The organism is Corallococcus sp. NCSPR001 (genome assembly GCF_017309135.1).
GTDB lineage: Bacteria > Myxococcota > Myxococcia > Myxococcales > Myxococcaceae > Corallococcus.
Genome location: NZ_JAFIMS010000002.1, coordinates 9,227,796 through 9,251,571, shown reverse-complemented (window position 1 = coordinate 9,251,571; position 23,776 = coordinate 9,227,796). Strand labels below are relative to the sequence as shown.

Genomic DNA, 23,776 nt, shown 5'->3' with positions numbered 1-23,776 from the left:
GCCGCTTCATACCGCGAACCCCCCTTTCGTCGAGGTGAACCCGATGGCATCCGTCTCCTGGTTGTTGCTGGCGCTCGGCGCCAACCCCGTCGCGGCGCCGGCCGCGGCCCAGGCTCCGGCCGACCCCAAGGTCGCGGTGGCCACGGTGCTGGACGACTGGCACCGCGCGGCGGCGGTGGCCAACGAGCCGCGCTACTTCTCCTTCTTCGCGCCGGACGCGGTCTTCATGGGCACGGACGGTGAGGAGCGCTGGACGGTGGATCAGTTCCGCGCGTGGGCGAAGCCCTACTTCTCCAAGGGCAAGGCCTGGTCCTTCAAGTCGGTGTCCCGCAATGTCTTCTTCTCGAAGGATGGCCAGGTCGCCTGGTTCGACGAGGCGCTGGACACGCCCAACCTGGGCCCCGCGCGCGGCAGCGGCGTGCTGGTGAAGGACGCGGCCGGCTGGAAGATCGCCCAGTACAACCTCTCCGTCCCCATCCCCAACGACCTGATGGGCGAGGTGACGAACCGCATCACCACGTACTCCAAGAACAAGGCAGCCACACCGCCCGCCCCGGCAGCCAGGCCCGCGCCGAAGCCCTGACGCATGCCTGCCTGCGTCATGGTCCGGCTTCATGACAGAACCATGACAAACGCATGGAGGAGCTGAGGCCTTCCGCCATTTCCTACGCTGTACGTTGGAGTCCTTCGCTGCTCTGTAACGGAGGCCCCAACGCATGCGTGTCATCACCCCCGACCTTCTCGTCGCGGCCGTGACGGAACTCTCCCGGGGATCGAAGCTGGTCCGACTGAAGGACGTGCAGGCGTGGTGTGAGTGGAACGGAGTGGATGCGCAGGGCGACGGCCTGCGCAACCAGGCGCTCTGGGAGGCGGAGCGCGCCGAGGCCCAGGGCCAGCGCCGGCTGCTGAAGTTCAAGAGCGGCGAGTGCAAGCAGTCCCGGCTGGGCTGGGCGCTCATCGCCCACGGGACCAAGGCGCGCGAGCTGGCCACGGACCTGCGCTGGTGTGAACAGTCATGGAACGGCATGGACTGGGAGTGGGTGGGCGGAGTCGCCCCCGTCCCCGAGCGCCGTCCCAACCGGATGCGCAACGAGGAGCAGGCGCCCGCGTCCGCGTGAGGCCGGTCCCCTTCGCGCTCAAGGCGGCGATATCCTGGAAGGGCTGTTGAACCCCCAAACCAGGAGAGACGCATGCGAGCTGCGATTGTTGCCGGACTGTGGGCGGTGGGGCTGCTGATGGGCTGTGGTGGCCCGGCCGCGGAGGAAGGCGCGGACCTCCAGCAGACGGAGCAGGCGCTGGATCCCGTCGAGGCGTGCCTGGAGGCCTGCAGCGTGAACCTGAGCCGGTGCCTGCAGAACGCCACCACGCAGGCGCAGATCGACCGGTGTGAGTTGATCGGCGCCAGCTGCCCGCGGAAGTGCTCCACGGGCGAATAGGCGTGCTTCGTCCCGGGGCGCCACCGCGCCCCGGTGGCTTCAGACCGCGTCCTGGATGTTGTTCAGGTACGTGTCGATGCCGTGCTTGCCATCTAGGGCGAACACTTCGCCGTTCCCGGGGGAGTCGAAGGTGTGGATGGTGGCGCCTTCCGGGTACTGGATGGACGGGCCGCCGTTGAGGATGCCAATGCCGGGGAAGAGACCGGACGCGATGCCGCTCACGATGTCCGTCACCGGGTTGAACGCGTGCGTGCCCAGCCACGTGGGCACGGGGTCCTGCTTGTTCACGTAGAAGGTGTAGTTCGGCCCGTCCGGGAACGTCTTGCCCGCGCCCGCGAAGGTGGAGACGTTGATGTTGCCGAGCAGCGCCTCGCGCTTGTCACGGTTGCCGTCTCCGAAGACAGGCAGGTTCCCCCAGAAGCCGCCCATGTCGTCCTTGATGCGGTTGTCCACGTCGCGCAGCGCGCTCGACACGATGGCGCCACCCTGGCTGTAGCCGGTGACGTTCACCTTCTTGCCGGCCTGCAGGTCCCGGTAGATGGCGTCCGCCAGCGTCTGGGCCGCCTTGTTGTCCCCCAGCCCCAGCCGGTCCAGGCCCGTCTGCGTCACGTCCGCGGGCAGCCCCTCCGTCGCGTTGTAGATGGGCACCACGTTGGTGCCGGACTCGTTCGCCAGCTTCTGGGCCTCGCCCGTGGCGTTCCCGTCGCCCTGCGGCTGCGTGAGGATGCCGTTGACGTGGTACGTCGTCGGCGTCGGGGAGGCGATGGGCTTCTCCGGCTTGAACGGCGGCACCTCCGACACGGAGAACTTGTCCGGCGGATAGGCGTAGCCGTCCGAGCCCAGGTACATGCCGTCGTAGGTCTTCGGATCCGCGTTCGAGTCGATCTTCAGCGCGCCGCGAGCCACCTTCGTCGCCTCATCCAATTGCACCGTGCCGGCCTGCACCGTGCCCGTGTTGGACTGGATGGGCGGCAGGTTCGCGCTGCCCGGGGTGGAGGACCGGGCGCCCTTCGCCTCGAAGACGTCCTTGGTCGCCAGCGGACGCGCGAGCGCGTTCTTCGCCACGGGGCCGGTCTGTCCCTCCACGGCGCGCGGCGTCACCTGCCGGACTCCGCCTCTTCCCACTCCGTCGATGGACATGTCCCGGACCTTCCGTGCTCGCGGTTCGAGAAGGTTATCGGGAGATGAGAAGAGGAGTTGCCCCGATCAGGCCAGAACGTTGACGTGGATGCCCGGCGTGCGGTGCTCCGCCGCGCGCTCCACCACGCGGCCCAGGCGCAAGAGCAGGTGCTCCTCATAGGGGCGCCCCATGAGGTGCACGCCCACGGGCAGGCCCGCGCGGTCGAAGCCCGCGGGCACGGAGAGGGCAGGGCAGCCGGTGAGGTTCGCCATGCGGATGAAGCGCATCAGCGCGTCCACCACCGGCAGGTTCGACTCTCCGGCCGGCAGCGTCGCCTCGGGGATGGCGGGCGCGGTGCTGGCCGTCGTCGGCGTGACGATGACGTCCACGTCCGCCATGAGCGCCAGCAGCTCGCGGGTCAGCCGGTGCCGGTGCCGCAGGGCGTGGATGAGGTCCGTGGCCAGGAAGTGCCGCCCCAGCGCCAGGTTGGTGCGCGAGTCGAGCCCGAACACCGACGCGCGGGCCTTCACCTGCGGCAGCATCGCCTCCGCCATCTCGCTCAGGATGATGCAGCTGTGCGTCCAGAGAATCGTGTTCAGGTCCGGCGCGGGCAGCTCCACCACCGTGGCGCCCGCGTCGGTGAGGGCGCGCACGGCCTCGCGGCAGCGGGACACCACGTCCGCGTCCGCGTCTTCGAAATAAGGCGTGCAGATTCCCAGACGGATGCCCTTCAGCGCGCCGTCTTCAAGGCCAGACAGGTGGTGCGGAGGCTGCTGCCGGGCGACGACGTCGTGTCCGTCCGGTCCGGCCACAATCGCATACGCCGCCGCGACGTCGTCGACGGTGAGGCCCAGGGGGCCCACGTGCGCCACGTTCCAGCACAGCGGCGGCACGCCCGTCTCCGGGATGCGGCCCCAGGTGGCCTTGAGCCCGACGACGCCGCACAGCGCGGCGGGGATGCGGATGGAGCCGCCGCCGTCCGCGCCAATGCTCACCGGACACAGGCCGGCCGCCACCACGGCTCCGGAGCCGCTGGAGCTGCCGCCGGTGATGTGGCCCCGGTTCCACGGGTTGCGCGCGGCGCCGTGGTGCGGGTTCAACCCGATGGGGTTGATGCCAATCTCCTGCATGTTGGCCTTGCCCAGGATGACCGCGCCCGCGGCCTTCAACCGGGCGGCGACGGTGGAGTCGGCCTGGGCCGGCTCTTTGCGGAACGTGGTGCCCAGCGTCGTGGGGAAGCCCGCCAGGTCCAGCTCGTCCTTGATGACGACGGGCACCCCGTCGAACACGCTCAACGGCATCCCAGCGCGCAGCCGCTCCGCGGACGCCTCCGCCGCCCGCAGCACCTCCTCCGGCTTGCGAGCGATGAAGAGCCCCAGGCGGTCCGCGCCGCCGTCCAGCCGTTCAATCGCCTCGTGGACCTTGCGCGCCACCACCACCGGATCCGTGCTCCCGTCCCGGTACGCCCGAGCGAACGCCGCGACCGTCTCCCGCTTCGGCGTCACGGGCGAAGCGGCGGCGGCGCGCGCGGCCTGCTCCCCCGGTGTCTGTGATTCGGAAGGCGGCGCACCGGGAGGCAGCGGGTACTGGACGGGCGGAGCATCGCCGGCGGACAGCTCACGCCACTGCTCGATGCCGCTGTCCCGCATCAACTTCTCCACCAGCGCCGGGCCCACGCCGCCCCGCTCCAGCGTGTTGACCATGGCCTTCAGGGCCATGCCGGAGAGCCGGGGAGCCTTCACGGGAGCGCGTCGGTAGGTCATGGCCCACAGACTAACGCGTCAGCTGCGCGTGGGAGACGGAGGCACCTCCGTGTCGAAGATCTTGTCCGACCCCGGCTTGCCAAACACCATCGTCTGATGGGCTGGGGGGAAGACGGTGCCCGGGACGTGCATGCCGGAGGCTTCCCAGTAGTGGCCGGAGGCATCCGTCGGCAGCACCAGCTTGTCGCCCAGCGCGCCGGAGGCCGCCTGGAGCACCTCGTAGCAGGTCCGGCAGGGCGTCTTCACGCCACCGATGAAGGCGGGGGACGCCTCGCTCAACAGGCCCCGCGCGTCCAGGTCCATGAGGATGGGATAGAACATCTGCTCCGCGTGGATGTCCTTCTTCGTGAAGGTCCCGCGGCCCTGCTCCGGCACCACCAGGTAGACGCGGCCCGAAGCCACCGCGGGCGCCGTCCAGTCCGTGTAGTCGTCGCCGTTCTTCGTGATGGTGAGGACCTGGTGGTTCGCGCAGTTCAGCGACGCCCGCAGCTGCGTGAAGATGTACTTCCATTGATATTGGAAGTACTCCGAGTAGGCCGCCTCGGTGTTGGCGACGAAGGCCGCCTTGTAGGCCGGCAGGCGATCCGTGTGGGTCTTCTTCAGGTTGCGCTTGGAGGAGTTGATGGACCCGGCGCCCGTCCTGCCAATCTTGATCTGCCCGATCAGCGCCTTGAGCGTCCCGTGCGTGCCCAGCGAGTTCTCCAGCTCCAGCCCGTAGGAGTAGTTGTTGGAGGAGATGTAGAGCGAGCCATTCGCCCACATGGCCTGGAGCTCGACGGGGTTCATCGAGTCCCCGCCGAAGTCGATGGTGTAGAGCAGCGTGCACAGCCGCCGCATGAAGGAGTTGGGGCCCAGCTCGCGGTAATCCCAGACGGCGTCGCGGCCGACGATCTTCGCGGCGTTCACCACCGTGGGAGCGGACTGGCTCAAGCGGGGATAGCTGACGTTGTCGACCGTCTCCCGGTGGGTCAGCAGGGTATTGTATTGGGCGAGTGACACCACCCGGCCCGGATGGGTGGTGGTCGTCTTCGGGTTCTGCGCGTTCGCCAGCGCCCCGAACTTCGTGTCGTAGTCCTGCCGCCGCTTCTTCACCTTGCGGTAGGCCCGCTCGGTGTCGATGCGCGCCTTGGCGTTATCGTCCTCCACGGGCTTCACGCTGAAGGTGGGGGCCTCGTCCTGGAAGCCATCTTCCAGCCGCCGCCGCTTGAGGTTCACCACGGTCGCTTCGGGAGCGATGTCGAGCGAGCCGCTGACGTCGTGCCGTGCCGGGTTGAGCAGTCCGGCCTTCTTGCGCTTCTGGGCCTTGTTGGCGCCCGTCGTCAGCGGGACGAAGAAGATGGAGCGGTTGTGTCCGCACGTCGGACAGTCCGGCCGGTTCGCCTTCTCCTGCGAGTAGGTGCTGGGCGCGGAGTACATCCACTGGCCCTTGCAGTCAGCGCAGCCGAAGAAGAAGGCCATCGTCTCCAGCTTGTCGACCTTGCTGGTTCCGCCTTCCTTCGTGCAGTGGTTGCACGTCGGCATGTCGCCGGGCAGCTCACTCTCCAGGAAGATGCCGCTGGTGTTCAGGCACTTCTGACACTTGAAGTAGTAGAGCATTGTCCACCCTGGAGGGAGCGCCAGCAGACGCATGATACCTTACGCGGCGTCATGAGCCCGCGCCGCCGAATCGTTTCCCTCGTCCTGTGTCTGTGGGTGGCCGCTACTGGCTGCAAGAAGGATGCGCCCGCCGCGCCTGCCACGCCCACCATCGGGCTGGTGCTGGGGCTGGGCGGTCGGGGTGACCACGCCTTCAACGACTCCGCCCTGCGCGGGCTGGAGCTGTGGGCCGCGGGGAAGAAGTACGAGAAGGCTGGATATCAGGACGTCCCCGCGTCCGAGCGGAAGGACTCGCTGGCGCCGGATGTCGCCGCGCGCGGGTGGGAGATGATCCCGCTGGGCATCACGCCGGTGGTCCTCCAGAGCCGTGTGGCGGAGGACTACGAGCCGAACCTCCAGTTGCTCGCGGAGCAGCGCGTGTCGCTGGCCATGGGCGTGGGCTTCATGCTGGAGAACGCCGTGGAGACGGTGGCCCGGCGCAATCCCTCGCTGCCCTTCCTGCTGGTGGACAGCCCGCTGCTGGACGCGCAGGGCCGGGTCATCACGCTGCCCAACGTGCGCACGGTGGTCTTCCGCGAGGAGGAGGGCTGCTTCCTCGCGGGCGCGCTGGCCGGGCTCGTCACGAAGACGGGCCGGGTGGGCATGGTGGGCGGGATGAAGATTCCGCTGGTGCAGCGCTACGAGGCCGGCTTCCGCGCGGGCGTGGCCGCGACGAACCCGAGCGCCACGGTGCTGGTGAACTACACCGGTAGCTTCACGGACTTCGCCCTGGGCAAGCAGGTGGGGCAGGACCTGCTGCTCAAGAACACGGACGTCATCTTCGCGGCGGCCGGCGTGGACGGCCTGGGCGCCATCCAGGCCGTGAAAGAGGCGCGCGAAGCCGGCAAGCCCGTGTCTGTGATTGGCGTGGACTCGGACCCCTCCCACCTGGCGCCGGAGGCGGTGCTGTCCGCCGTCGTGAAGCACGTGGACCTGGTGGTCTACGAGGCCATCCGCGAGCAGCGCCAGGGGCGCTTCCAGGGCGGCAATGTCTCGCTCGGGTTGAAGGAGGGCGGGATGGGGCTTTCGCCCGTGCGGCTGGACTTCCCGGGCAAGGACGAGGCGCTGCGCACGGTGGAGGCGCTGCGGGCCCGCATCATCTCCGGGGAATTGAAGGTGCCCACGCAGCCCGACGCCGCTCAGGCGGCGGAGGCGCGGTAGCCGCTAGAAGAGGAGGCCGCGCGTCTCCACCTTCAACCGGCCCTCGTTGATGGCCACGCTGAGCCGGCGCAGGACGTCCACCTGCTGCTGTTGCGTGAGCTTGGGCACGGCCGCCGACAGCTCACGCGCCTGGGCAGCTCCCCACCGACGAGCGGCGAGAGCCCGGTCCGCCATGTCGTTGACGCGGGCCCAGGCCTCGGCGTTTCGCGCGTCCGGCACGGGGGACTCTTGCGGTGCCGGGGGCTCCCGGGGCGCGGCGTTGGAGGCCTGGGTCTGCAATGCGCGTGTCACGGCCTGCTCGATGCGCGCGTCCAGGTCCGGAGGCAGCGTCGCCGTGGGTGCGGGCGCACCGGACCGCGCCACCGCGGAACCCTGGCGCTGCGCGAGCAACGAATCGAGGCGGCCCTCCATCCGCTCCAAGCGGGTCTCGAGTTCCCAGGCGCTGTCGGAGGCGCGCTGGCCCTGCACGAAGAGCGCAAGCCCCGCGCCAAAAAACATCAGGTTGAGCACGACGAGCGTGCGGCTGAGTGGAATCATGGCGCGGGTCGCCTTCAACGCGGGAGACTCAGGGCTGCTTGGGCTCGAAGTAGGAACCGGCGCCGACGATGATGCTCGTGCACGTCCCTGCGTTGTCGTAATTGACCTGCAGGTACGAATCCGAGCCCAGCGCGCGGACCGTCGCGACCAACTCGGCGTCGGTGGACAAACAGCTCGCGCTGACGCCGGAGTCATCCTGCGCGAAGCAGCTGACGAAGCTGGTCGAGTAGAAACAGGACAGGATCTGCAGGGTGTCCGTGCTGTTGCGGGCCGTCCCCATGCTTCCGCTGAAGGTCTGATTCGTGGTGTCCACCGCGACCGGATAGCTGAACTTTTCACCGGCGAAGCTGGCGGTGGAGAGGCCCATCGCGACGCACAAACCCAACATCATTCCTGTCTTCTTCATGCGGACTCCTCTTCCTGGAAGAATGATGATTCTGGATGTTCCAGGCGTTCTGGTTCTATGCCTCGGGACGGGTGGCCTCTAGTTTTCGTCAGGCAAGGGCATCCGCGTATTCCGGCAGCACGAACCCGGTGGCCGCGTGGGTGACCATCTTCTCGAACACGCGCTCCAGTGGCTTCGTGGTGAGCAGTCGATAGATGTGGTTGCGCAGGAACAGTCCGGCCCGTGTCCGGGGCGCGAAGAATCCGCCCACGTGGCTCGCGCCTTCCTGGCACTTCGCCGCGTAGGGCCGGATCCGCTCTTCGAAGCGCGCGAAGGCCCGGGCGTGCGCGCCCGGATTCGAGAGCAGCTCCCCGGCGAGCACGTACGCGCCCACCATCGCCATGGGCGTGCCCTGTCCTCCCAGCGTGCCGCCCCAGGCCGCGTCCCCCAGCAGCACCACGCGGCCGTGTGAGTAGCGTGGGAGCCGGACGGAGCTGATGGCGTCGAAGTAGAGGTCCTCCGCTCCGCGCAGCGACTCCACGAGCCGCGCCGTCCTCCAGCCCGCGCCCGCGAAGGCCGTCGACACCGCTTCGCGCGCCACGTCCGGGGAACGCACCTGGGACGCGAGGGGCGCGCCGGTGAACACGAACAGCGCGCGGGCTTCGTCCTCGGCGCGGGCGCTGGTGACGCACACGCCGCGGCCGGGCTCGCTGTAGATGACCCCTTGTCGCCGCAGGCCGAGCACGTTCGGCAGCGTGCAGCCCACGACGCGGTAGCCATGGTGCTTCAGGTGACCGTCATCCTCACCGAAGACGCGCGCGCGCACGTTCGAGCGCAATCCATCCGCGCCCACCACCAGGTCGAAGCGTTGGGGGGCGTGCTGCTCGAAGACGGCCTCCATCCCATCGGGCGCTTCGTGGAGCGCGGTGATGCTGTCCCCAAAGCGGTACTCCACCTGCTCGCGGGTGCGCGTGAAGAGCAACTGGCAGAGGTCGCCGCGTTGCAGCTCCACGTCTCCGCTCATCATCAACGCGGGGACTTCCGTCAGCGTCCGGCCCGTGGCGTCGATGAAGGCCTGCGTGCCCAACCGCGTCCGCCGTTCGTGGATGGCCTCCCACAGCCCCATGCGCTCCAGCACGGCGCGGTGCACGGGCCCCCGGAAGTCAACGGCCTGCCCGCCGGTGCGCAGCGCGCGGGCGCGTTCGACGACGGTGACCCGCCAGCCTCGCCGGCAGAGCCACCATGCGAGGGACGGGCCTGCGATTCCTGCTCCAGCGACGAGGACGTGGGGTCGGTTCATGATGCGTACGCTGTACGCATGCGTCCGTCCCCGGCAACGGCACCCCTGGCGCGGTCTCCGGTTGTGCTAGCTCAGGGGGAGCGCCCGGGGCCGGGCCGGTGTCGCCGGGGCTCCTGTACTAGTACAAGGGCCCATGGCCCTCGCTCCGTATCAACGCATCGTGGACGACGTGAAGCGGCAGCTGCGCACCGGTGCGTTGCAGCCCGGGGACCGGTTGCCCTCCACGCGGGAGCTGGCGCGGCGGTGGAAGGTCGCGCTCGCGACGGCGGCGCATGCCCTGCGGACCCTGGCGCAGGAGGGCGTGGTGAAGACCGTGCCGCGCGTCGGGACGGTCGTCGCGGGAGGGCCGTCCCGGACTGGCGCCACGCGGGCCTCGGCGGACCTGACGCGCGAGCGCATCGTGCGCGCGGCGATCGCGGTGGCGGATGACGAAGGCCTGCCGGCGCTGTCCATCCGCGGGGTCGCGGCGAAGCTGGAGCTGCCCGTGATGTCGCTCTACCGCCACGTGGCGAGCAAGGACGTGTTGCTCTTCATGATGGCGGAGCTCGCGTTCGCGGAGGAACCGCTGCCGGCGAAGCCGCCGCCCGGGTGGCGCGCGCAACTGGAGCTGGCCGCGAGGCTGGAGTGGCGCGTCTTCAAGCGCCATCCCTGGCTCGCGCGGGTGGTGAACCTCACGCGGCCCCAGCCGCAGGAGAACGCGCTCGCGTTCGCGGACTGGGTCATGCGGGCGCTGACGGAGGCGCGGCTCCCGCCGCAGGAGGCGATGCGCGTCCACGTGCTGCTCCACGCGTTCGTGCAGGGCATCGCGGTCAACCTCGAATCCGAGGCGGACGCCGTCGCGCAGTCCGGCATGAACGACGAGGAGTTCATGCAGCGCAACCTGTCCCGATTCCTCCGGGTCGCGACGTCGGGGCGCTTCCCGCACTTCGAGAGGGTGCTGAGCGGCCTGCGCCCGGGGTTCGACCTCGACTTCGACGAGTTGTTCGAAATGGGTCTGCGCGTGTGGCTCGACGGGTTGGAGGCGCGGCTCGCGAAGCGGGCACGCTGAGCCGGAGGTTCACGGCTCGCGGCGCTTCAGCTCCCTGAACCATTCAGGGAGCGGGCGCGCGGCTCCACCCAGCCGCGCCACCGCGTCCTCCAGCGCGTCCTGGTTGGCCCAGACGATGTCCGCGTCGCCGTGCCTTCCCACCAGGTCCAGGATGAAGTGACAGAAGAGGCCGCCGTCGCGCGTGGCGGCGAAGCCGTACGAGCGGCACGCCAAGGGCCGGTGCGCGTAGACGCGGCACGCCCCCATCTCCCGGTCCAGCAGCGGGCAGGTGTACGGCCGTGCGTCCATGGCGTCGAAGCGGGTGCGGATCTCCTCCAGCGTCTCGGCGGGCAGCTGCTGGAGCCCTTCTTCCAGGTAGCTCCACTCCAGCTGCGTGATGGGGAGCGGCGCGGCCAGGTGGCGGCAGCAGTGATCACATCCCCGGCGGCAGGGCCACCAGTCATGGGAGCCGGAGATGTCCGCCGCACGCGCCTCCACGCGTGCGTAGACCGCCTTCAGTGCGCGGCGCGCTTCGTCTGACATGCTCATCGGAGCGACAGGTTTATCGCTCCTCTGGCACCGGCGCATTCGTCCTTCGGAGCGCTAAGCCCCGGCGGTCCAGCCGCCGTCGATGTCGATGACCTGACCGGTGGCGTACGCGCACGTGGCGAGGAAGTACGCCGCGTCCGCCATGTCGCGCACGGTGCCCGGCTTCTTGAGCGGGACCTTGCTCACGAGCGCGTCCAGGAACGCGGGGACCTGCTCCTGCGGGACACCCCAGTCGATGGCGGTGTCGCGCGTGAGGCCGGGGGACAGGACGTTGACGCGGATGCCCCTGGGCGCCAGCTCCACGGACAGCGAGCGGCCCATGGCGTTGACCGCGCCGCACAGGCCCGCGCCTCCCGAGTAGTTCACCAGGGCCGTGTGCCCCGCGATGCCGGAGCACAGGATGATGGCGCTGCCCGGGGCCATCTTCGGCACGGCGTGATGGCAGGCGGAGAGCTGGCCGAAGAAGCGGTCGTTGAAGAGGGCCCGCCACGACTGCGAGGGCACGCCCTCCACCGGCCCGAACACGGCCCCGCCCGCGCACGTCACCAGCAGGTCCACGCGCGGCACGGAGTCGATGAGCCGCTTCACCTGCGCGTCATCGCCCACGTCGGTGACGACGCCCCGGGCGCCCCGGCCAATCCTCGCCGCCGCGTCCTCCAGGCGCTGCTGCCGGCGTCCGGCGATGACCACCTCCGCGCCCTCGCTGGCGAAGCGCTCCGCGATGGCGAAGCCAATGCCCGTGCTTCCGCCCGTGACGACCGCGATCTTCCCGTCCAATGCGCCCATGTGTGTGCCTCCCTGGATAGGCATACGGATGGCACAGGGACGGCTGGCAATGCCATGCAGCGGAAGGGCATCATTCCCACCGCCCCCCGCGGATGCGCTTGCTGGCGCGCCTCACGCCATGGAACGAAGGGCCCCATGCTCATCCTCCTGCGAGCCCTGGGCCTCTTCGTCCTGACCGCCGTGGCCGAAGTGGTGGGGTGCTACCTGCCCTATCTCTGGCTGCGCGAGGGGCGGTCTCCGCTGCTCCTCGTCCCGGCGGCCGTGAGCCTCGCCGCCTTCGCATGGCTCTTGACGCTCCACCCCACGGGGGCCGCGCGGACCTATGCCGCATATGGAGGCGTCTACATCGCGGTGGCCCTGGCGTGGCTGTGGGTCGTGGAGGGAGAGCGGCCCAGCACCTGGGACATCGTGGGGGCCCTGGTGGCTTTGACCGGGATGGCAATCATCGTCCTGGCGCCTCGCAGGTAGTCCCGGACCGGGGTAGACACACGGCATGTCCGCCCTGCTCGACAGCGGCGTGCGCCAGGGGACCGAAGTGCGCTGCCCCGGGTGCATCCGCTTCATCCCCGCTGATGCCGCGTGCCCGCACTGCCTCTGTGGTGCCATCCCTCTGGAGCGCTATGGCTCCGCGCGCGCGTTGGTGAAGTCCGGCGTGGACCGCTTCGCCCTGGCGGCCCGCACCGCCGCGCTGGAGCCCGCCCAGGTCGCGGTGCTGGAGGCGCGCTACGCACGGCAGTGGGGCGCGGTGCTGCGCCTCGCGGAAGATGCCCGGCGCATCGAGCCCCTGCTCATCCAGCGCGGCTTCACGCGGGAGCTGGAGGACTCGTGGGCGGTGATACTGCCCATCGAGGAGTCCGCCCTGGAGGAGATGCTCGCGCCCTTCAGCCCCATGCCGGACTCGGTGGAGTGGCTGGCGAACAAGTCTCCGGATCCGACCCTGCGCCTGCTGGCCGCGCTTGCCTGCGTGCACCAGGGCTCCTGGTCGCGGGAGGCCCGCTTCACCGTGAGCAACCAGGTGCTGCACGGCGAGGGCCGCGTGGCGGTGGAGGCCATGCTCGCGATGACGCGCTGGCGCAACGGCCTCGACCCGCGGCTCAGCCCCGAGGAGCGCGAGCGCATCCGGACGCTCGCCCTGGGCGTGCTCCATGTGCCGGAGCTGTCCGCGCGCGCCGCGGTCGCCTGGACGCGGGCGTCGCATGCGCCGGCGCCCGCGAACGTCACCGAAGCGCTGCACCGGGGCCTGTATGGCTCCGACCTGGAGGTCCGCTTCGAGTGCGCGCTGTGCCTTCGCGACGAGATGGAGGTCTCCCAGGCGCTGGACTCCTCCGACGCGGACGTCGCCGCCTTCGCGCGGCGCACCTTGAGCCAGTGGGGTTCGCGCCGGCTGCTCGCGCGCCTGGAGCGGGACGGCGACGCGGCCTTCGCCAAGGAGGTCTTGCGCGAGCTCCCCACCCCTCCGCCCGAGGGCGCCCTGGAGGCGCTGCTCACCGTGTCGCTGCGCACGGTCGGGTCGCTCGCGGACGAATTGCTCTCCTTCGCGAAGCGCCGCCCCTTCCGCGAGTGGGGGCAGGAGGACCAGCGGCGGTGGGCCCGCTGGGCGCGCTCGGTGCTGAGCGACCTGCCCGCGGAGACCGCGCTCGACTTCTTCAACTGGGCCGCCACGCCGCCCCGCGACGACCCCGAGCCTCCCGAGGAGGAAGAGTCCGAGGCGATGTGGGCCTTCCTGGAGGAGACCATGCACGCCATCGACCGGGGCACGACGAAGGACCGCACCGCGTGCTTCGGTGAATCCACGTTCGCGCGCTTCCTCCACCATTCGGGCGTGGACGAACAGCGGCGGCTGAACGACTGGGCCCGCGACGCGTACAGCGGCGAGGCCCTGCTGGAAGCGTTGATCATGTATCCCTCCAGGACCCGGCACCTGGGCCTCGCTCCGGAGAGCCGGAGCACGGAGCCGCACCCCGACCCCGGTCACGCCGGCCGGCTGCTGATGGCCGTCTGGGAGGGGCCGGGCCAGCACCTGCTGGTGACGCCGCTGTCCCGCGTGGTGCGCTCCTGGCGCTCCCTCAATGGAAGCGAGCTGTTCGTCGAAGCCGTGTGGCGGCGCTTCCAGTCCCATCCCGCCGAGCGCGCGGCCCTGCTCACCGCCTTCGCGGCCTGGCGCGACCGCCTGTGGGAGTTCCAGTGCGAAGTGGAGCCGGACGCGCTCGTGCGCTTCCTGAGCTGGTGGCGCGTGGATCCAGAAGGGCTCTACCGCCAGACGGAGCAGCTGCTGGACCATGTCCCGGAAGGGGCACTGCCCAAGCGGCTGCGCGCCCTCTGGGACGCGGCGGAGGAACAGGTGGGCACGCGCCCGCGCACGGCGTCCCTCTCCGTGTCGAAGGGCGCCATGGCGCTGCGCAACGGACTGGAGTCCCGCGACGCCAGCAACCGCGACGTCCTGGACGCGGAGCTGGAGCACTTCGAGTCGTGGCTCCCCGCCTTCGAGCAGCGCGTGCGCGCCACGCCGTCCCCGCCGGAGGAGTCCAGCATCCACCGCGACTTCCTGGACGACACGCACGGCGCGCTGCGGATGATGCGCGAGCGCCGTGAGCGCAGGCGTGAGGACGCGGAGCGCGAGCGGCAGCGCGAAATCGACCGTCAGGTGGCCGAGTCCCGCCGCCGCGACCAGGAGCGCCAACGGGAGGCCCAGCGCCGGGAGGCCGAAGCGCTCCAGGCCCGGCAGGCCGTGGAGCGCGAACAGCAGGAGACGCTCTCCCGCGTGAACGCGCAGCGCCTGCTGGTGACGCTCCAGCCCCGCGTGCCATTGAAGGACGTGGACCGTGAGGTGCTCTTCCCCGAGTCCGCCTTCCCCACGCTCGTGGACTACGCGCGGATGATCAAGGCGATGCAGCAGGGCGGGGACGTGATGAAGCTCTTCGAGACCCTGGGGCTCACGCCCGCCACCTGGGCCGCGCAGGCGACCGCCTGGGGGCAGGCGATGGTGGGCCGCGTGGACCTGGGCATGCGCTTCGGGGAGCTGCTGACGGCGCCCTGGGAGTGACGTCCCCCGGGCGCCTGGAGTGGAGTCCCGCCGCGCGTTACTGCGCGGTGGCGCCGCCGTCGAGGACCATCTCCGCGCCGGTCATCAGCTTGGACTCGTCCGACGCCAGGTAGACGACGGCGTTGGCCACGTCGTCCGGCTCACCGAAGCGGCCCGCGGGGATGCCCTTGAGCATGCGCGCGCGAGTCTTCTCCGCCTGGCCACCGGCCTGGGCCAGCGCCTCCACCATGGCGGTCTCCACGTAGCCGGGGTGGATGGAGTTGCAGCGGATGCCATAGCCCTTGTAGGCGCAGTGCAGCGCAATGGACTTGGACAGCATGCGCACGGCGGCCTTGCTGGAGCAGTACGCGGGGAACTGCGGCACGCCCACGAGCCCCGCGATGGAGGAGATGTTGATGATGGAGCCGTTCTGGGACCCGGACTCCCTCATCACGCGGATGCCGTGCTTGCAGCCCAGGAACACGCCGTCCAGGTTGACCGAGTGCACGAACCTCCATTCGTCCAGGGACATCTCCTCGATGTCCTTCACGATGCCCATGCCCGCGTTGTTCACGAGCACGTCCAGCCGCCCGAACTTCTCCACCGTGCGCGCCAGCGCGCTCACCCACTGGTCCTCGCGGGTGACGTCCAGCGGGAGGAACAGGCCGGCATCCCCCAGCTCCTCCGCCACCGCGCGGGCCTCGCCCTCGCGCCGGTCGGTGACCACCACCTTCGCGCCCTCGCGCGCGAGCATCCGGGCGGACGCGGCGCCCAGGCCCCCCGCGCCGCCGGTCACCAGGGCCACCTTGCCTTCGACTCGCTTCATGATCGTCGTTCCTTCATGTGTGAGCGGCGGGTGCTTCACGCCGTGGGGTTGGGGGTGAGCAGGATCTTCCCGTTGCGGCCCGGCTCCAGCGCGCGCTTCACCGCGTCCTGGATGCGCTCCAGCGGATAGGTGCCGTCCACGGGCGCCTGGAGCGTGCCCACGGCCATCAGCTCCGCCATCCGCGCGAGCGTGGCGTTCTGCTCCTCGCGCGGGGCATCGCGCAGCCAGCGCGTCAGCCAGAAGCCGCGCAGGGTGATGTCCTTGAAGATGGAGGCCGCCGCGGACAGGCTGGGGCCCTTGCCGCTCATGGCGCCGTAGTTCACCAGCGTGCCGCCGGTGGCGAGACAGTCGCCCACGCGCCGCGCGGACTCGCCGCCCACCGCGTCGATGCCCAGCCGCACCTTCGCACCGCCGGTGGCCGCGCGCACCTGCTGGGGCAGCTCATCCGTGTCCAGCAGCACCACGTCCGCGCCCTGGGCCTTGAGCTCGTCGGCCAGCTCCTGGCGGCGCACGACGTTGACGGTCTTCAGGTCCATCACCTGCGCCAGGGTGATGAGGTAGCGGCCCACCGCGGAGTTGGCGGCGTTCTGCACCACCCACTCGCCGGGCTGGAGCGTCACGAACTGGCGCAGCATCAGATACGCGGTGGGCGGGTTGATGAGCAGCATGCTCGCCTGGAGCAGGTCCAGCCCCGGCGGCACCGGCAACAGCTGCGCGGCGGGCGCGGTGAGGTGCGTGCGCCAGGTGCCCGCGCCCAGCGGGAGGAACACGAGGTCGCCCACGGCCACGGCGTCGGAGCCGGACACCTCCACCACGCGGCCCACGCCCTCGTTGCCGGGCGTGGCGGGCAGCTTGGGCAGCACGCCGTATTCGCCGGAGAGGGTGAGCAGGTCGGAGGGATTGATGGGCGTGGCGAGCACGGCCAGCCGCGCCTCGCCGGGTTTGAGCGGCGCGGGGGACTCCTCCACCACCTGGACGACGTCGGGGGGCGGCCCGAAGGCCGAGAAGCGCACTGCTTTCATGGCATTGCTCCCGCGATGTGAAGGCGGCGCCACCCTAATCGCCTTCCGCCCTGCTGCCGAGCGTGCGCTGTGATGCCACGCGGGGTGTGCATCCGCTGGTGGATGGATCCGCTCCGCCTGCACGCGTCGCCCCTCGGCCCCGGCGCTCTGTCCACCCCCGGACGCGAGCGGGAGGAGGCTGCCGGCCGGCGACGATCGGGCCTCGCCATGCCGGTGGGGGCTGCACAGGTTCTGAAATGGACCCCTCGGTGGGGTGGGTGGGGACGGGCGAGGAGGGCGAGTGTGAGCAACGTGCACCACGAAGGGGCCCTGGCCGGGCCGGGGGCCGTCGCGGGGGAGGGGCTTTCCGCCTCACCGTGCGTCTGGAGACGCAGGCTGCTGACGGTCCTCAAGCCGGTGTTCGCGATGGGCGGCCTGGGGATGTTGGGGGCCCTGGTGCACAAGGCAGGCGCCGGCGAGCTGAAGACCACGCTCCTGGAAGCGCTGCCGCTGCTCCCCTGGGTGGTGCTCATCGAATTGGGACGCCAGACGTGCGACGCCACGGCGACGCGACTGTCCTATGGCGCGCGCGCGCGGCAGGTGCCCCTGTCGGTGTTGGTGCGAGCGCAGCTGATTGGAACCGCGGTGTCGAGCATGGCGCCCGCGGGCCGGGCCGCGGCGGAGGCGACGAAGGCCACGCTGCTGACGCCCTACACGGGAGGCGCGTCCGCGACGGCGGCGGCGGCCACGTCGCAGTCGGCGTCGCTGGGAGCCGGAGGGCTCATCTCCTTTCCGTGCGCGCTGGCGGCCTATCTGATGACGGGTTGGAGCGCGTTCACGGTGGCGATGCTCGTGCACGGCGTCGTGTTGCTGCTCGCGTCGCTGGGCGTGCGCGCGGGGCTGCGGGCGAAGCGGCTGGGCGCGTGGATGCGCAGGCGGTGCGGCAAGTGGGGCGAGCACGCGGAGGCGTTCCAGGCCTCGGTCCGCGCCGGAGGGCTGTGTCCGTGGCGGCCGATGATGGCCTTCCTGGGCAGCCGGGTGTTGCAGGTGATGCAGTACGCGGTGCTGGCGCACGCGGTGGGCATCGACTCGACGGTGGTCCAGGCGCTCTTCACGCAGGGGCTCTACCTGGTGGCGCTGGCGATGGGCTCGCTGGTGCCGGGGCAGGTGGGCGTGACGGACGGCATGTTCTCGCTGGCGGCCGGCGCGATGGGGACGACGGCCGCGAAGGCGATGTCCATCGCGCTGCTCGCGCACACGGTGCAGGCGGTGTTCGTGCTGGTGGGGGCGCTCACGCCGCTGGTGTGGCGCGCGAAGGCGAAGGTGACGGCCGCCGCGCCGGTGGTGCCGCCCGTGCTGCCCGCGCCGGTGTACCGCTAGGTCCTGTTCGTCAGGCCCTGTCGCTCGGGGCCGAGACGACGGAGGAGGCGAGCACGGAGGGGAACCCGACCTCCGGGAACAGGCGCAACCACCGTCCGGCCGCGAGGTCATCATGCGCCATGATGCCGCGGGCCAGCGCCACGAGGACTTCACTCGCTGACGCAGCACCTGGCGATGGAGTTGGCCGGCCATGGCATCCGCGTCAACGCGGTTTCGCCGCTGTGGTCAAGAAGGCGCCCATCTACGAGGGCTTCATCCCGAAGGAGCAGGTGCATCGTACGCTCCAGAGGAGGTCGCGCGGACCATCGCCCATCTGTTGTCGAACGAGGCGTCCTGGGTCACAGGATGCATCTGGGATGTCGATGGCGGCGTCATGGCGGGGCGCGACAAGGACAACTGAAGGCAGAAGAGGTTCGGAGGATGCTGACGATGACGGGGATGCGCTGATGGGTGGGCTGGCGAACCACGCATCATTTCTTCGAGCCTTGCATGAGGCCCCGCGGGTGCTCGCCGAGGGCTCGGTGGTCGAGCGCCTGCGCCGCCACCCCGCGGGGCTGCTGGACCCGCACGTGGCCAACGCGGGCCTCCTCTTCCATCCAGAGGGACGCGAGGCGCTCACCGGCATCTACCGCGACTACCGTGACATCGGCCTGCGCCACGGCCTGCCCACGCTCCTCCTCACGCCCACCTGGCGCGCGAACGAGGAACGGCTCAAGCGAGCAGGCCTCGCCGGACGCGACGTCTTCGGCGAGGCCGTGGGGCTGCTCGCGGGCCTGCGCGATGAGATTGGCGGCCGGGGGGAGGGCGTCTTCATCGGAGGGCTCGTCGGGTGTCGCGGGGATGCCTACCGGCCCGAGGAGGCCCTCCCACGCGAGGAGTCCGCGGCCTTCCACGCGCCCCACGTGGAGGCGCTCGCACGCGCCGGGGTGGACTTCCTCGTGGCCCAGGCGCTGCCGGCCCTCACGGAGGCCGAGGGCCTCGCGCTGGCGATGGCGCGCACGGGAGCGCCGTTCCTGCTGAGCTTCATCCTCCGTCCCACCGGGACACTGCTCGACGGAACCCCGCTGGCCGAAGCCGTGGAGCGCATCGACGCCCGGCCCGGCGCACGTCCGGCCGCGTACATGGTGAATTGCGTCCACCCCACGGTCTTCCGAGAGGGCCTGTCGCGCCAACTGGCCGCCTCGCCTGCCCTCAACGCGCGGGTGGTGGGCCTGCAGGCCAACACCTCCCGTCTCTCGCCCGAGGAACTCGAGGGGCGCGCGGAGCTGGACAGCGAGACCCCGGACGCATTCGCGCGGGAGATGATCCGCGTCCATAAGGAGCTCGGCACGCGGCTGCTCGGAGGGTGTTGTGGCACCGACGAACGGCACATCGCCGCGCTCGCCAGAGCCCTGACGGAAAGAGCGCCAGGCGAGCGGCACGAGTGACGACATGCCTGGCCATGATGCAAGCCAGGGTCCACCGCATCCATCAGCCGGGACCCAGGCCCTCGGACCTGGATTCTCCATGAGAAGGTGAGAACTCCCGCAGGGCCGCCCGGCGGCGGCGACCGCCAGAAACCTGTCGGACAGTCGGACAAGTTCCGGAGGACCGCAGCCGGGCCACCACTCCAGCCGGGCGGCGGAAAGCTGTCGGACAGTCGGACAAGTTTTGGAGGTCCGGGTTCGGGGCCCTCTCCTGCCAAGCAGCGGAAAGCTGTCGGACAGTCGGACAGGTTTTGGAAGACCAGGACTGGGAGCTTCGGGTTCAACCTGGTGTCGGACCGTCGGACCGGTTGGGTCTGTGTCGGACCGGCGGTGTACACCCCGAGGGTAGGGGGCTCAGGCTGGTCGGACCTGGACCGGTGTCCCGCTGAAGGCGGCGTTGCCGCTGACGACGTCCAGCGCTTGATCATCCGTGAGGTCGTTGATGCTGGCGCCCGCGTGCGCGCTGGCGACCTGCTGGCGGATGCCAGGACGCTGGTGACCGTAGCCGTGCGGCAGGCTGACGACGCCGGGCATCACATCGGCGGTGACGGCGACGGGCACGGTGACCTCCCCCACTCGCGAGCGGATGGTGGCGTTGGCGCCATCCGCGAGCCCGATGCGTGAGGCATCGTCCGGATGGACCATCAGCGTGCAGCGGGGACGGCCCTTCACGAGCCCCAGCACGTTGTGCATCCACGAGTTGTTGTCGCGCAGGTGCCGGCGTCCGATGAGCAGCAGCTCGCCTTCTCGAGGTGCCGCGTCGTCCGGGAACGCTGCGCGAAGACGGGCCACGTCCGCGACCAGCAGCTCCGGTGCCAACTGGATGCGCTTGGCGCGGTTGCGGAGCCTGCCGGGCAGGCTGGGCTTCATCGGTCCCAGGTCGATGCCATGCGGCGCGGCGCGAAGCTTCGCGAGCGACAGACCCTGCTTCTTGAGCGGATGGAAGCGCGAGCCATAGGGCCCCATGCGAAGGCCCAGGTCGAGGATGCGCTCCGGCCCCGTCCGCTTGAGGGCCTGGTATTGAAGAGTCGCGCGAACGCTCCGTCCTTTGCGCAGGGTCTCCAGCCGGTGCTGGAGCTCCAGGAGGATCTCCCAGTCCTGACGTGAGTCCGGACCGGCCGGGAACACCGGCGGCGAATACTTCGCGGTGTTGCGCACGGCGAGCACGTGGAAGACGAGGTCGTAGTGTCCTCGCTCCAGCAGGGACGCGGGCGGCAGGATGTAGTGGGCGTGGCGAGTGGTTTCGTTGAGATACGGATCCACGCTCACCATGAAGTCGAGCTGTCCCAACGCGGTGTCCAGCTGCGTGCCATTGGGCGTGGACAGCACGGGGTTGCCAGCCAGGGTGATGAGCGCGCGGATGCGGCCCTCGCCCGGGGTGAGGATCTCCTCCGCGAGCGCGGCGACGGGCAGCTCACCAGAGGACTCCGGCAGGCCCCGGACCCTGCTCTTCCAGCGTCCATGGCTGCCAGGGCTGACCCCGAACGCGCGAGGCCCTCCAATCAGGTCAAAGGCAGGAAGGGTGAAGAGAGCGCCGCCCTCGCGGTCCAGGTTGCCGGTGACGATGTTGAGGACGTTGATGAGCCATTGGCAGAGAGAGCCGAACGGTTGCGTGGACACGCCGACGCGCCCGTAGCAGACGGCCCCATCCGCGGCGAGGAACTCCCGGGCGATGCCGCGAAGCACGTCCGGTGCGATGCCCGTGTGAGGCGCCGTGCGCTCCGGAGGAAAGTCGCGGACGAGCGGCAGCACGGTGTCCCATCCATCCACGAACGCCGCGAGCCGGCCCATGCGGTGGGCGCTTCCCTCCAGCACGACGTGCAGCAGGGAGAAGAGGGCGAGCGCATCGGTGCCGGGCCGGACGAAGACGTGCTGATCCGCGATGGCCGCCGTCTCCGTGCGGCGGGGATCGATGACGACGACCTTGCCGCCGCGCTCCTGGATGGCACGCAGCCGGGCGCGCACGTCCGGCGTGGTCATCAGGCTGCCATTGGACGCGAGCGGGTTCGCGCCCAGCATGAGCATGTAGCGCGTGCGGTCGATGTCCGGGATGGGCACCAGCAACTGGTGGCCGAACATGAGGTGGGCCGCGAGCTGATGGGGAAGCTGGTCCACGGACGTCGCGGAGAAGCGGTTGCGCGTGCGCAGCGCGCGAAGGAACTGGGGCCCGAACATCATCGCGCCCAGGTTGTGCACGTTGGGGTTGCCCAGGTACGCGCCCACACTGTTCGGCCCGTGCTCCTTCTGGATGGCATGGATCCGCTGCGTGATGTCGCGGAGCGCGTCCTCCCAGGACACGCGCTCCCAGCCGGAAGCGGTGCGCTTCATGGGATGGCGGAGCCGGTCTGGGTCCTCGTGCAGGTCGCGGAGCGCCACGGCCTTGGGACAGATGTGGCCCCGGCTGAAAGGGTCTTCCGCGTCCCCCTTGATGGACGTGATGCGCCCGTCCGCCACTTCGATGCGCACGCCACACATGGCTTCACAGAGATTGCAGGTGCGGAAGTGGACGGAAGCGCTCATGGACGGAGAGCCTACGCCGGCATCTCCTCGCGTGGGGGCCATTGGGTGCGAGACTGTTCCCCACGATGGCTTTCCTGAACGTGTCGGGCCACGACGCCAAGGTCACGGGCGTGCGGATGGACCGGGAGAAGATGTTCCTGCAAGTGGAGCTGATCCTGCCCACCCGCGAAACCGTCTGGTTCGACTTCCACGGTGCGGAGGACTGGTCCCTTGAGAGGCTCGGGACGCGGAACGTGCTCTTCGACATCCGCGAATGGCGAGCGGGCACGGATGGAACCGCCGAGTGCTGCGCGGAGTGGGCGTTGGATGCCGTGTGGACGCAGAGGGTCCTCGCGGGGGAACTCGCCCTGTACGAGTTCGAGTCTTCCGCGGGGATGGGCGGCTACGCCCTGGCCCGCGCCGCGACGATGGCGCGCACCTGGGAGGAGAGTTCCCTGCAAGGCGTCGCCATCGAAATCGACTTCCTCCTCAAACCCGGTTGGAAGCGGACGCGGGAGGACGGCGGGAACCACGTCATCACCGGCCCCGCGGGTCCCGAGTTCGTTTCGGAGATCTGGCGCATTGCCCAGTTCATCAGTACGACGACTCCATGAGCCTGGAGCGCCTGGACGAGGCGGGGCACGTCTACCGGCTGATATCGCGTGCACGCAAAAGCATTGCGTCCCGGGTGACCTTCCGTGCGGCGGATAAGAGCCAGTGAATCGAGAGTATGAGGAGCTGAAGCCCATCTCACAGGCGGATGCGATGGATGCGCTGGCTTCGTCCGACAACAATCGGATCCGTGACGCGCTGGTGCGATGGGCGCTGTCCTCGGAGGATTGGAGGCCCGTTCAGGCCGCGTGCCTGCGTCTCTTGAGGCACCCGGATGCAGCGCTCAGGGGCGTCGCGGCCATCAGCTTGAGCCACCTTGCGCGGATCCACAGGACCCTCGACCACGAGGAGGTGACGCAGGCGCTTCAGGCTTTGATCCCCGACCCGGAGATGGGCGGCCACGCGGAACTCGCTCTCGACGACATCCGACTCCTGGTTCCGCGGCCGTAGGTTGTCTCCGGAGTAGTCCCGCCTCCCCGATTTCACGACGCCCTGCGCCATCCGTCCTGTCCGCCCGACAACCGGGGAGTCACTTGAGCCCCCAACAGCCTTGCCTTGGGCTTCCGGTTGCCGTCCAATGGTGCACAAACCAATGATCGCCGCCGGTGGCGGTTTTCCAGAGCATGCACACCGTTGCGATCACCGGATTTGGGAAGCGGGTGAAGGGGAAGGCGATGACGGGGACGGTGTGGACAAAGGGAGCGCGAGGGGTCGCGCTGGGGATGCTCCTGCTGGTGGGCGCCGCCGCCCACGCGGGACAGGCGGGCGGGGTCGACATGCCGGATTCCCTCCAGGTGGAGGGGCGCACGCTGGCGCTCACCCACATGGAGCTGAAGAAGAAGCTCTTCTTCAACGTGTACGTGTGGAGCCTCTACATGGAGGAGGAGCCCACCTGCTTCAAGGAGGCCGTGGCCTCCAACAGCCTGAAGCGCCTGCACTTCCGCTTCCTGCGCACCATCACCAAGGACCAGCTCGTGGGCAGCTTCCGCGAGGGCCTGCGCCAGAACCCGGCCATGCGCCAGGACGCCCTCAGCCAGTCCCTGGAGAAGCTCCTGTCGTCCCTGCATGACGTGCGCAAGGGCGACGACCTCGTCCTCACCTACCTGCCCGGCTCCGGCCTCCACGTCTCCGGCGGCGCGTCCGGCGGCGTCCACATCCCCGGCAAGCCCTTCGCCGACGCCCTCTTCAGCTCCTGGCTGGACACCCACCCCATCTTCCCCAAGTAAGGCCGCTCGTCCGGCGGGGAAGTTTGTCCTCAAATTGGATGCGCG

23 protein-coding genes and 1 pseudogene are annotated in these 23,776 nt (G+C 69.9%); 13 read left to right on the top strand and 11 right to left on the bottom strand.

Annotation, left to right across the window (positions count from 1 at the left end):
• The first annotated feature begins 43 nt into the window (after positions 1-43).
• From JYJ93_RS39245 to JYJ93_RS39235, 3 genes are all read left to right on the top strand, one after another.
• Positions 44-583, top strand: coding sequence for a nuclear transport factor 2 family protein (locus tag JYJ93_RS39245; RefSeq protein WP_206799940.1), 540 nt, complete (start codon positions 44-46; stop codon positions 581-583).
• Positions 584-716: 133 nt separating this feature from the next.
• Positions 717-1,118 carry a hypothetical protein gene (locus JYJ93_RS39240; RefSeq protein ID WP_206799939.1) on the top strand — a complete coding sequence of 134 codons (402 nt, stop codon included), beginning with the start codon at positions 717-719 and terminating at the stop codon, positions 1,116-1,118.
• A gap of 72 nt (positions 1,119-1,190) precedes the next feature.
• The gene (locus JYJ93_RS39235) at positions 1,191-1,436 is read left to right on the top strand and encodes a hypothetical protein (RefSeq protein WP_206799938.1); all 246 of its coding nucleotides are present in this window, start codon (positions 1,191-1,193) and stop codon (positions 1,434-1,436) included.
• A gap of 39 nt (positions 1,437-1,475) precedes the next feature.
• On the opposite strand, the gene JYJ93_RS39230 is transcribed toward JYJ93_RS39235, so the two are convergent.
• From JYJ93_RS39230 to JYJ93_RS39220, 3 genes are all read right to left on the bottom strand, one after another.
• Positions 1,476-2,576 (bottom strand): PE-PPE domain-containing protein, encoded by a 1,101-nt coding sequence (locus tag JYJ93_RS39230; RefSeq protein ID WP_206799937.1) that lies wholly within the window; start codon positions 2,574-2,576, stop codon positions 1,476-1,478.
• A 66-nt stretch (positions 2,577-2,642) separates the two neighbouring features.
• The gene (locus JYJ93_RS39225) at positions 2,643-4,319 is read right to left on the bottom strand and encodes an amidase (RefSeq protein WP_206799936.1); all 1,677 of its coding nucleotides are present in this window, start codon (positions 4,317-4,319) and stop codon (positions 2,643-2,645) included.
• Between the two features lie 18 nt (positions 4,320-4,337).
• Entirely contained in the window at positions 4,338-5,915 is a 1,578-nt protein-coding gene (locus JYJ93_RS39220; protein ID WP_206799935.1) for a hypothetical protein, read from the bottom strand.
• Between the two features lie 51 nt (positions 5,916-5,966).
• Between JYJ93_RS39220 and JYJ93_RS39215 the strand changes: the two genes are divergently transcribed.
• Complete coding sequence (locus JYJ93_RS39215) at positions 5,967-7,115, top strand: BMP family ABC transporter substrate-binding protein (protein WP_206799934.1); 1,149 nt, start codon at positions 5,967-5,969, stop codon at positions 7,113-7,115.
• Between the two features lie 3 nt (positions 7,116-7,118).
• Here JYJ93_RS39215 and JYJ93_RS39210 read toward each other — a convergent pair whose 3' ends face one another.
• From JYJ93_RS39210 to JYJ93_RS39200, 3 genes are all read right to left on the bottom strand, one after another.
• The gene (locus JYJ93_RS39210; RefSeq protein ID WP_206799932.1) at positions 7,119-7,652 is read right to left on the bottom strand and encodes a hypothetical protein; all 534 of its coding nucleotides are present in this window, start codon (positions 7,650-7,652) and stop codon (positions 7,119-7,121) included.
• A 28-nt stretch (positions 7,653-7,680) separates the two neighbouring features.
• The gene (locus JYJ93_RS39205) at positions 7,681-8,058 is read right to left on the bottom strand and encodes a hypothetical protein (RefSeq protein ID WP_206799931.1); all 378 of its coding nucleotides are present in this window, start codon (positions 8,056-8,058) and stop codon (positions 7,681-7,683) included.
• A gap of 88 nt (positions 8,059-8,146) precedes the next feature.
• A complete protein-coding gene (locus tag JYJ93_RS39200) occupies positions 8,147-9,337 on the bottom strand; it encodes an FAD-dependent oxidoreductase (RefSeq protein WP_206799930.1) in 1,191 nt (396 codons plus the stop codon).
• Between the two features lie 133 nt (positions 9,338-9,470).
• Between JYJ93_RS39200 and JYJ93_RS39195 the strand changes: the two genes are divergently transcribed.
• A complete protein-coding gene (locus JYJ93_RS39195; RefSeq protein ID WP_206799929.1) occupies positions 9,471-10,385 on the top strand; it encodes a TetR/AcrR family transcriptional regulator C-terminal domain-containing protein in 915 nt (304 codons plus the stop codon).
• Between the two features lie 9 nt (positions 10,386-10,394).
• Here JYJ93_RS39195 and JYJ93_RS39190 read toward each other — a convergent pair whose 3' ends face one another.
• Complete coding sequence (locus JYJ93_RS39190) at positions 10,395-10,907, bottom strand: YkgJ family cysteine cluster protein (protein ID WP_242544104.1); 513 nt, start codon at positions 10,905-10,907, stop codon at positions 10,395-10,397.
• Between the two features lie 60 nt (positions 10,908-10,967).
• The gene (locus tag JYJ93_RS39185; protein ID WP_206799927.1) at positions 10,968-11,699 is read right to left on the bottom strand and encodes an SDR family oxidoreductase; all 732 of its coding nucleotides are present in this window, start codon (positions 11,697-11,699) and stop codon (positions 10,968-10,970) included.
• 135 nt (positions 11,700-11,834) lie between these two features.
• Here JYJ93_RS39185 and JYJ93_RS39180 point away from each other — a divergent pair, with 135 nt between their 5' ends.
• Both JYJ93_RS39180 and JYJ93_RS39175 read left to right on the top strand, forming a co-directional pair.
• On the top strand, positions 11,835-12,167 hold the full coding sequence (locus JYJ93_RS39180; RefSeq protein ID WP_206799926.1) for a YnfA family protein: 333 nt from the start codon (positions 11,835-11,837) through the stop codon (positions 12,165-12,167).
• Positions 12,168-12,192: 25 nt separating this feature from the next.
• Positions 12,193-14,742 (top strand): hypothetical protein, encoded by a 2,550-nt coding sequence (locus JYJ93_RS39175; RefSeq protein ID WP_206799924.1) that lies wholly within the window; start codon positions 12,193-12,195, stop codon positions 14,740-14,742.
• A gap of 37 nt (positions 14,743-14,779) precedes the next feature.
• On the opposite strand, the gene JYJ93_RS39170 is transcribed toward JYJ93_RS39175, so the two are convergent.
• Positions 14,780-15,547 (bottom strand): glucose 1-dehydrogenase, encoded by a 768-nt coding sequence (locus JYJ93_RS39170; RefSeq protein WP_206799922.1) that lies wholly within the window; start codon positions 15,545-15,547, stop codon positions 14,780-14,782.
• Positions 15,548-15,582: 35 nt separating this feature from the next.
• Positions 15,583-16,569 carry a zinc-dependent alcohol dehydrogenase family protein gene (locus JYJ93_RS39165; RefSeq protein WP_206799920.1) on the bottom strand — a complete coding sequence of 329 codons (987 nt, stop codon included), beginning with the start codon at positions 16,567-16,569 and terminating at the stop codon, positions 15,583-15,585.
• A gap of 282 nt (positions 16,570-16,851) precedes the next feature.
• On the opposite strand from JYJ93_RS39165, the gene JYJ93_RS39160 reads away from it, so the two are divergent.
• From JYJ93_RS39160 to JYJ93_RS39150, 3 genes and pseudogenes are all read left to right on the top strand, one after another.
• Entirely contained in the window at positions 16,852-17,928 is a 1,077-nt protein-coding gene (locus JYJ93_RS39160; RefSeq protein ID WP_206799919.1) for a lysylphosphatidylglycerol synthase domain-containing protein, read from the top strand.
• Positions 17,929-18,072: 144 nt separating this feature from the next.
• A pseudogene (locus JYJ93_RS40910) lies at positions 18,073-18,328 on the top strand (SDR family oxidoreductase); the annotation flags it as partial.
• Positions 18,329-18,431: 103 nt separating this feature from the next.
• The gene (locus JYJ93_RS39150) at positions 18,432-19,355 is read left to right on the top strand and encodes a homocysteine S-methyltransferase family protein (RefSeq protein WP_269012963.1); all 924 of its coding nucleotides are present in this window, start codon (positions 18,432-18,434) and stop codon (positions 19,353-19,355) included.
• Between the two features lie 393 nt (positions 19,356-19,748).
• Here the strand turns inward: JYJ93_RS39150 and JYJ93_RS39145 are convergent, their stop codons facing one another.
• Positions 19,749-21,914 (bottom strand): molybdopterin oxidoreductase family protein, encoded by a 2,166-nt coding sequence (locus tag JYJ93_RS39145; protein WP_206799915.1) that lies wholly within the window; start codon positions 21,912-21,914, stop codon positions 19,749-19,751.
• A gap of 65 nt (positions 21,915-21,979) precedes the next feature.
• On the opposite strand from JYJ93_RS39145, the gene JYJ93_RS39140 reads away from it, so the two are divergent.
• The 3 genes from JYJ93_RS39140 to JYJ93_RS39130 all read left to right on the top strand — a co-directional run bounded on the left by JYJ93_RS39140 (position 21,980) and on the right by JYJ93_RS39130 (position 23,731).
• On the top strand, positions 21,980-22,507 hold the full coding sequence (locus JYJ93_RS39140) for a hypothetical protein (protein ID WP_206799913.1): 528 nt from the start codon (positions 21,980-21,982) through the stop codon (positions 22,505-22,507).
• 151 nt (positions 22,508-22,658) lie between these two features.
• Positions 22,659-22,955, top strand: coding sequence for a hypothetical protein (locus JYJ93_RS39135; RefSeq protein ID WP_206799910.1), 297 nt, complete (start codon positions 22,659-22,661; stop codon positions 22,953-22,955).
• 173 nt (positions 22,956-23,128) lie between these two features.
• The gene (locus tag JYJ93_RS39130; protein WP_242544103.1) at positions 23,129-23,731 is read left to right on the top strand and encodes a chalcone isomerase family protein; all 603 of its coding nucleotides are present in this window, start codon (positions 23,129-23,131) and stop codon (positions 23,729-23,731) included.
• Positions 23,732-23,776 lie beyond the last annotated feature (45 nt).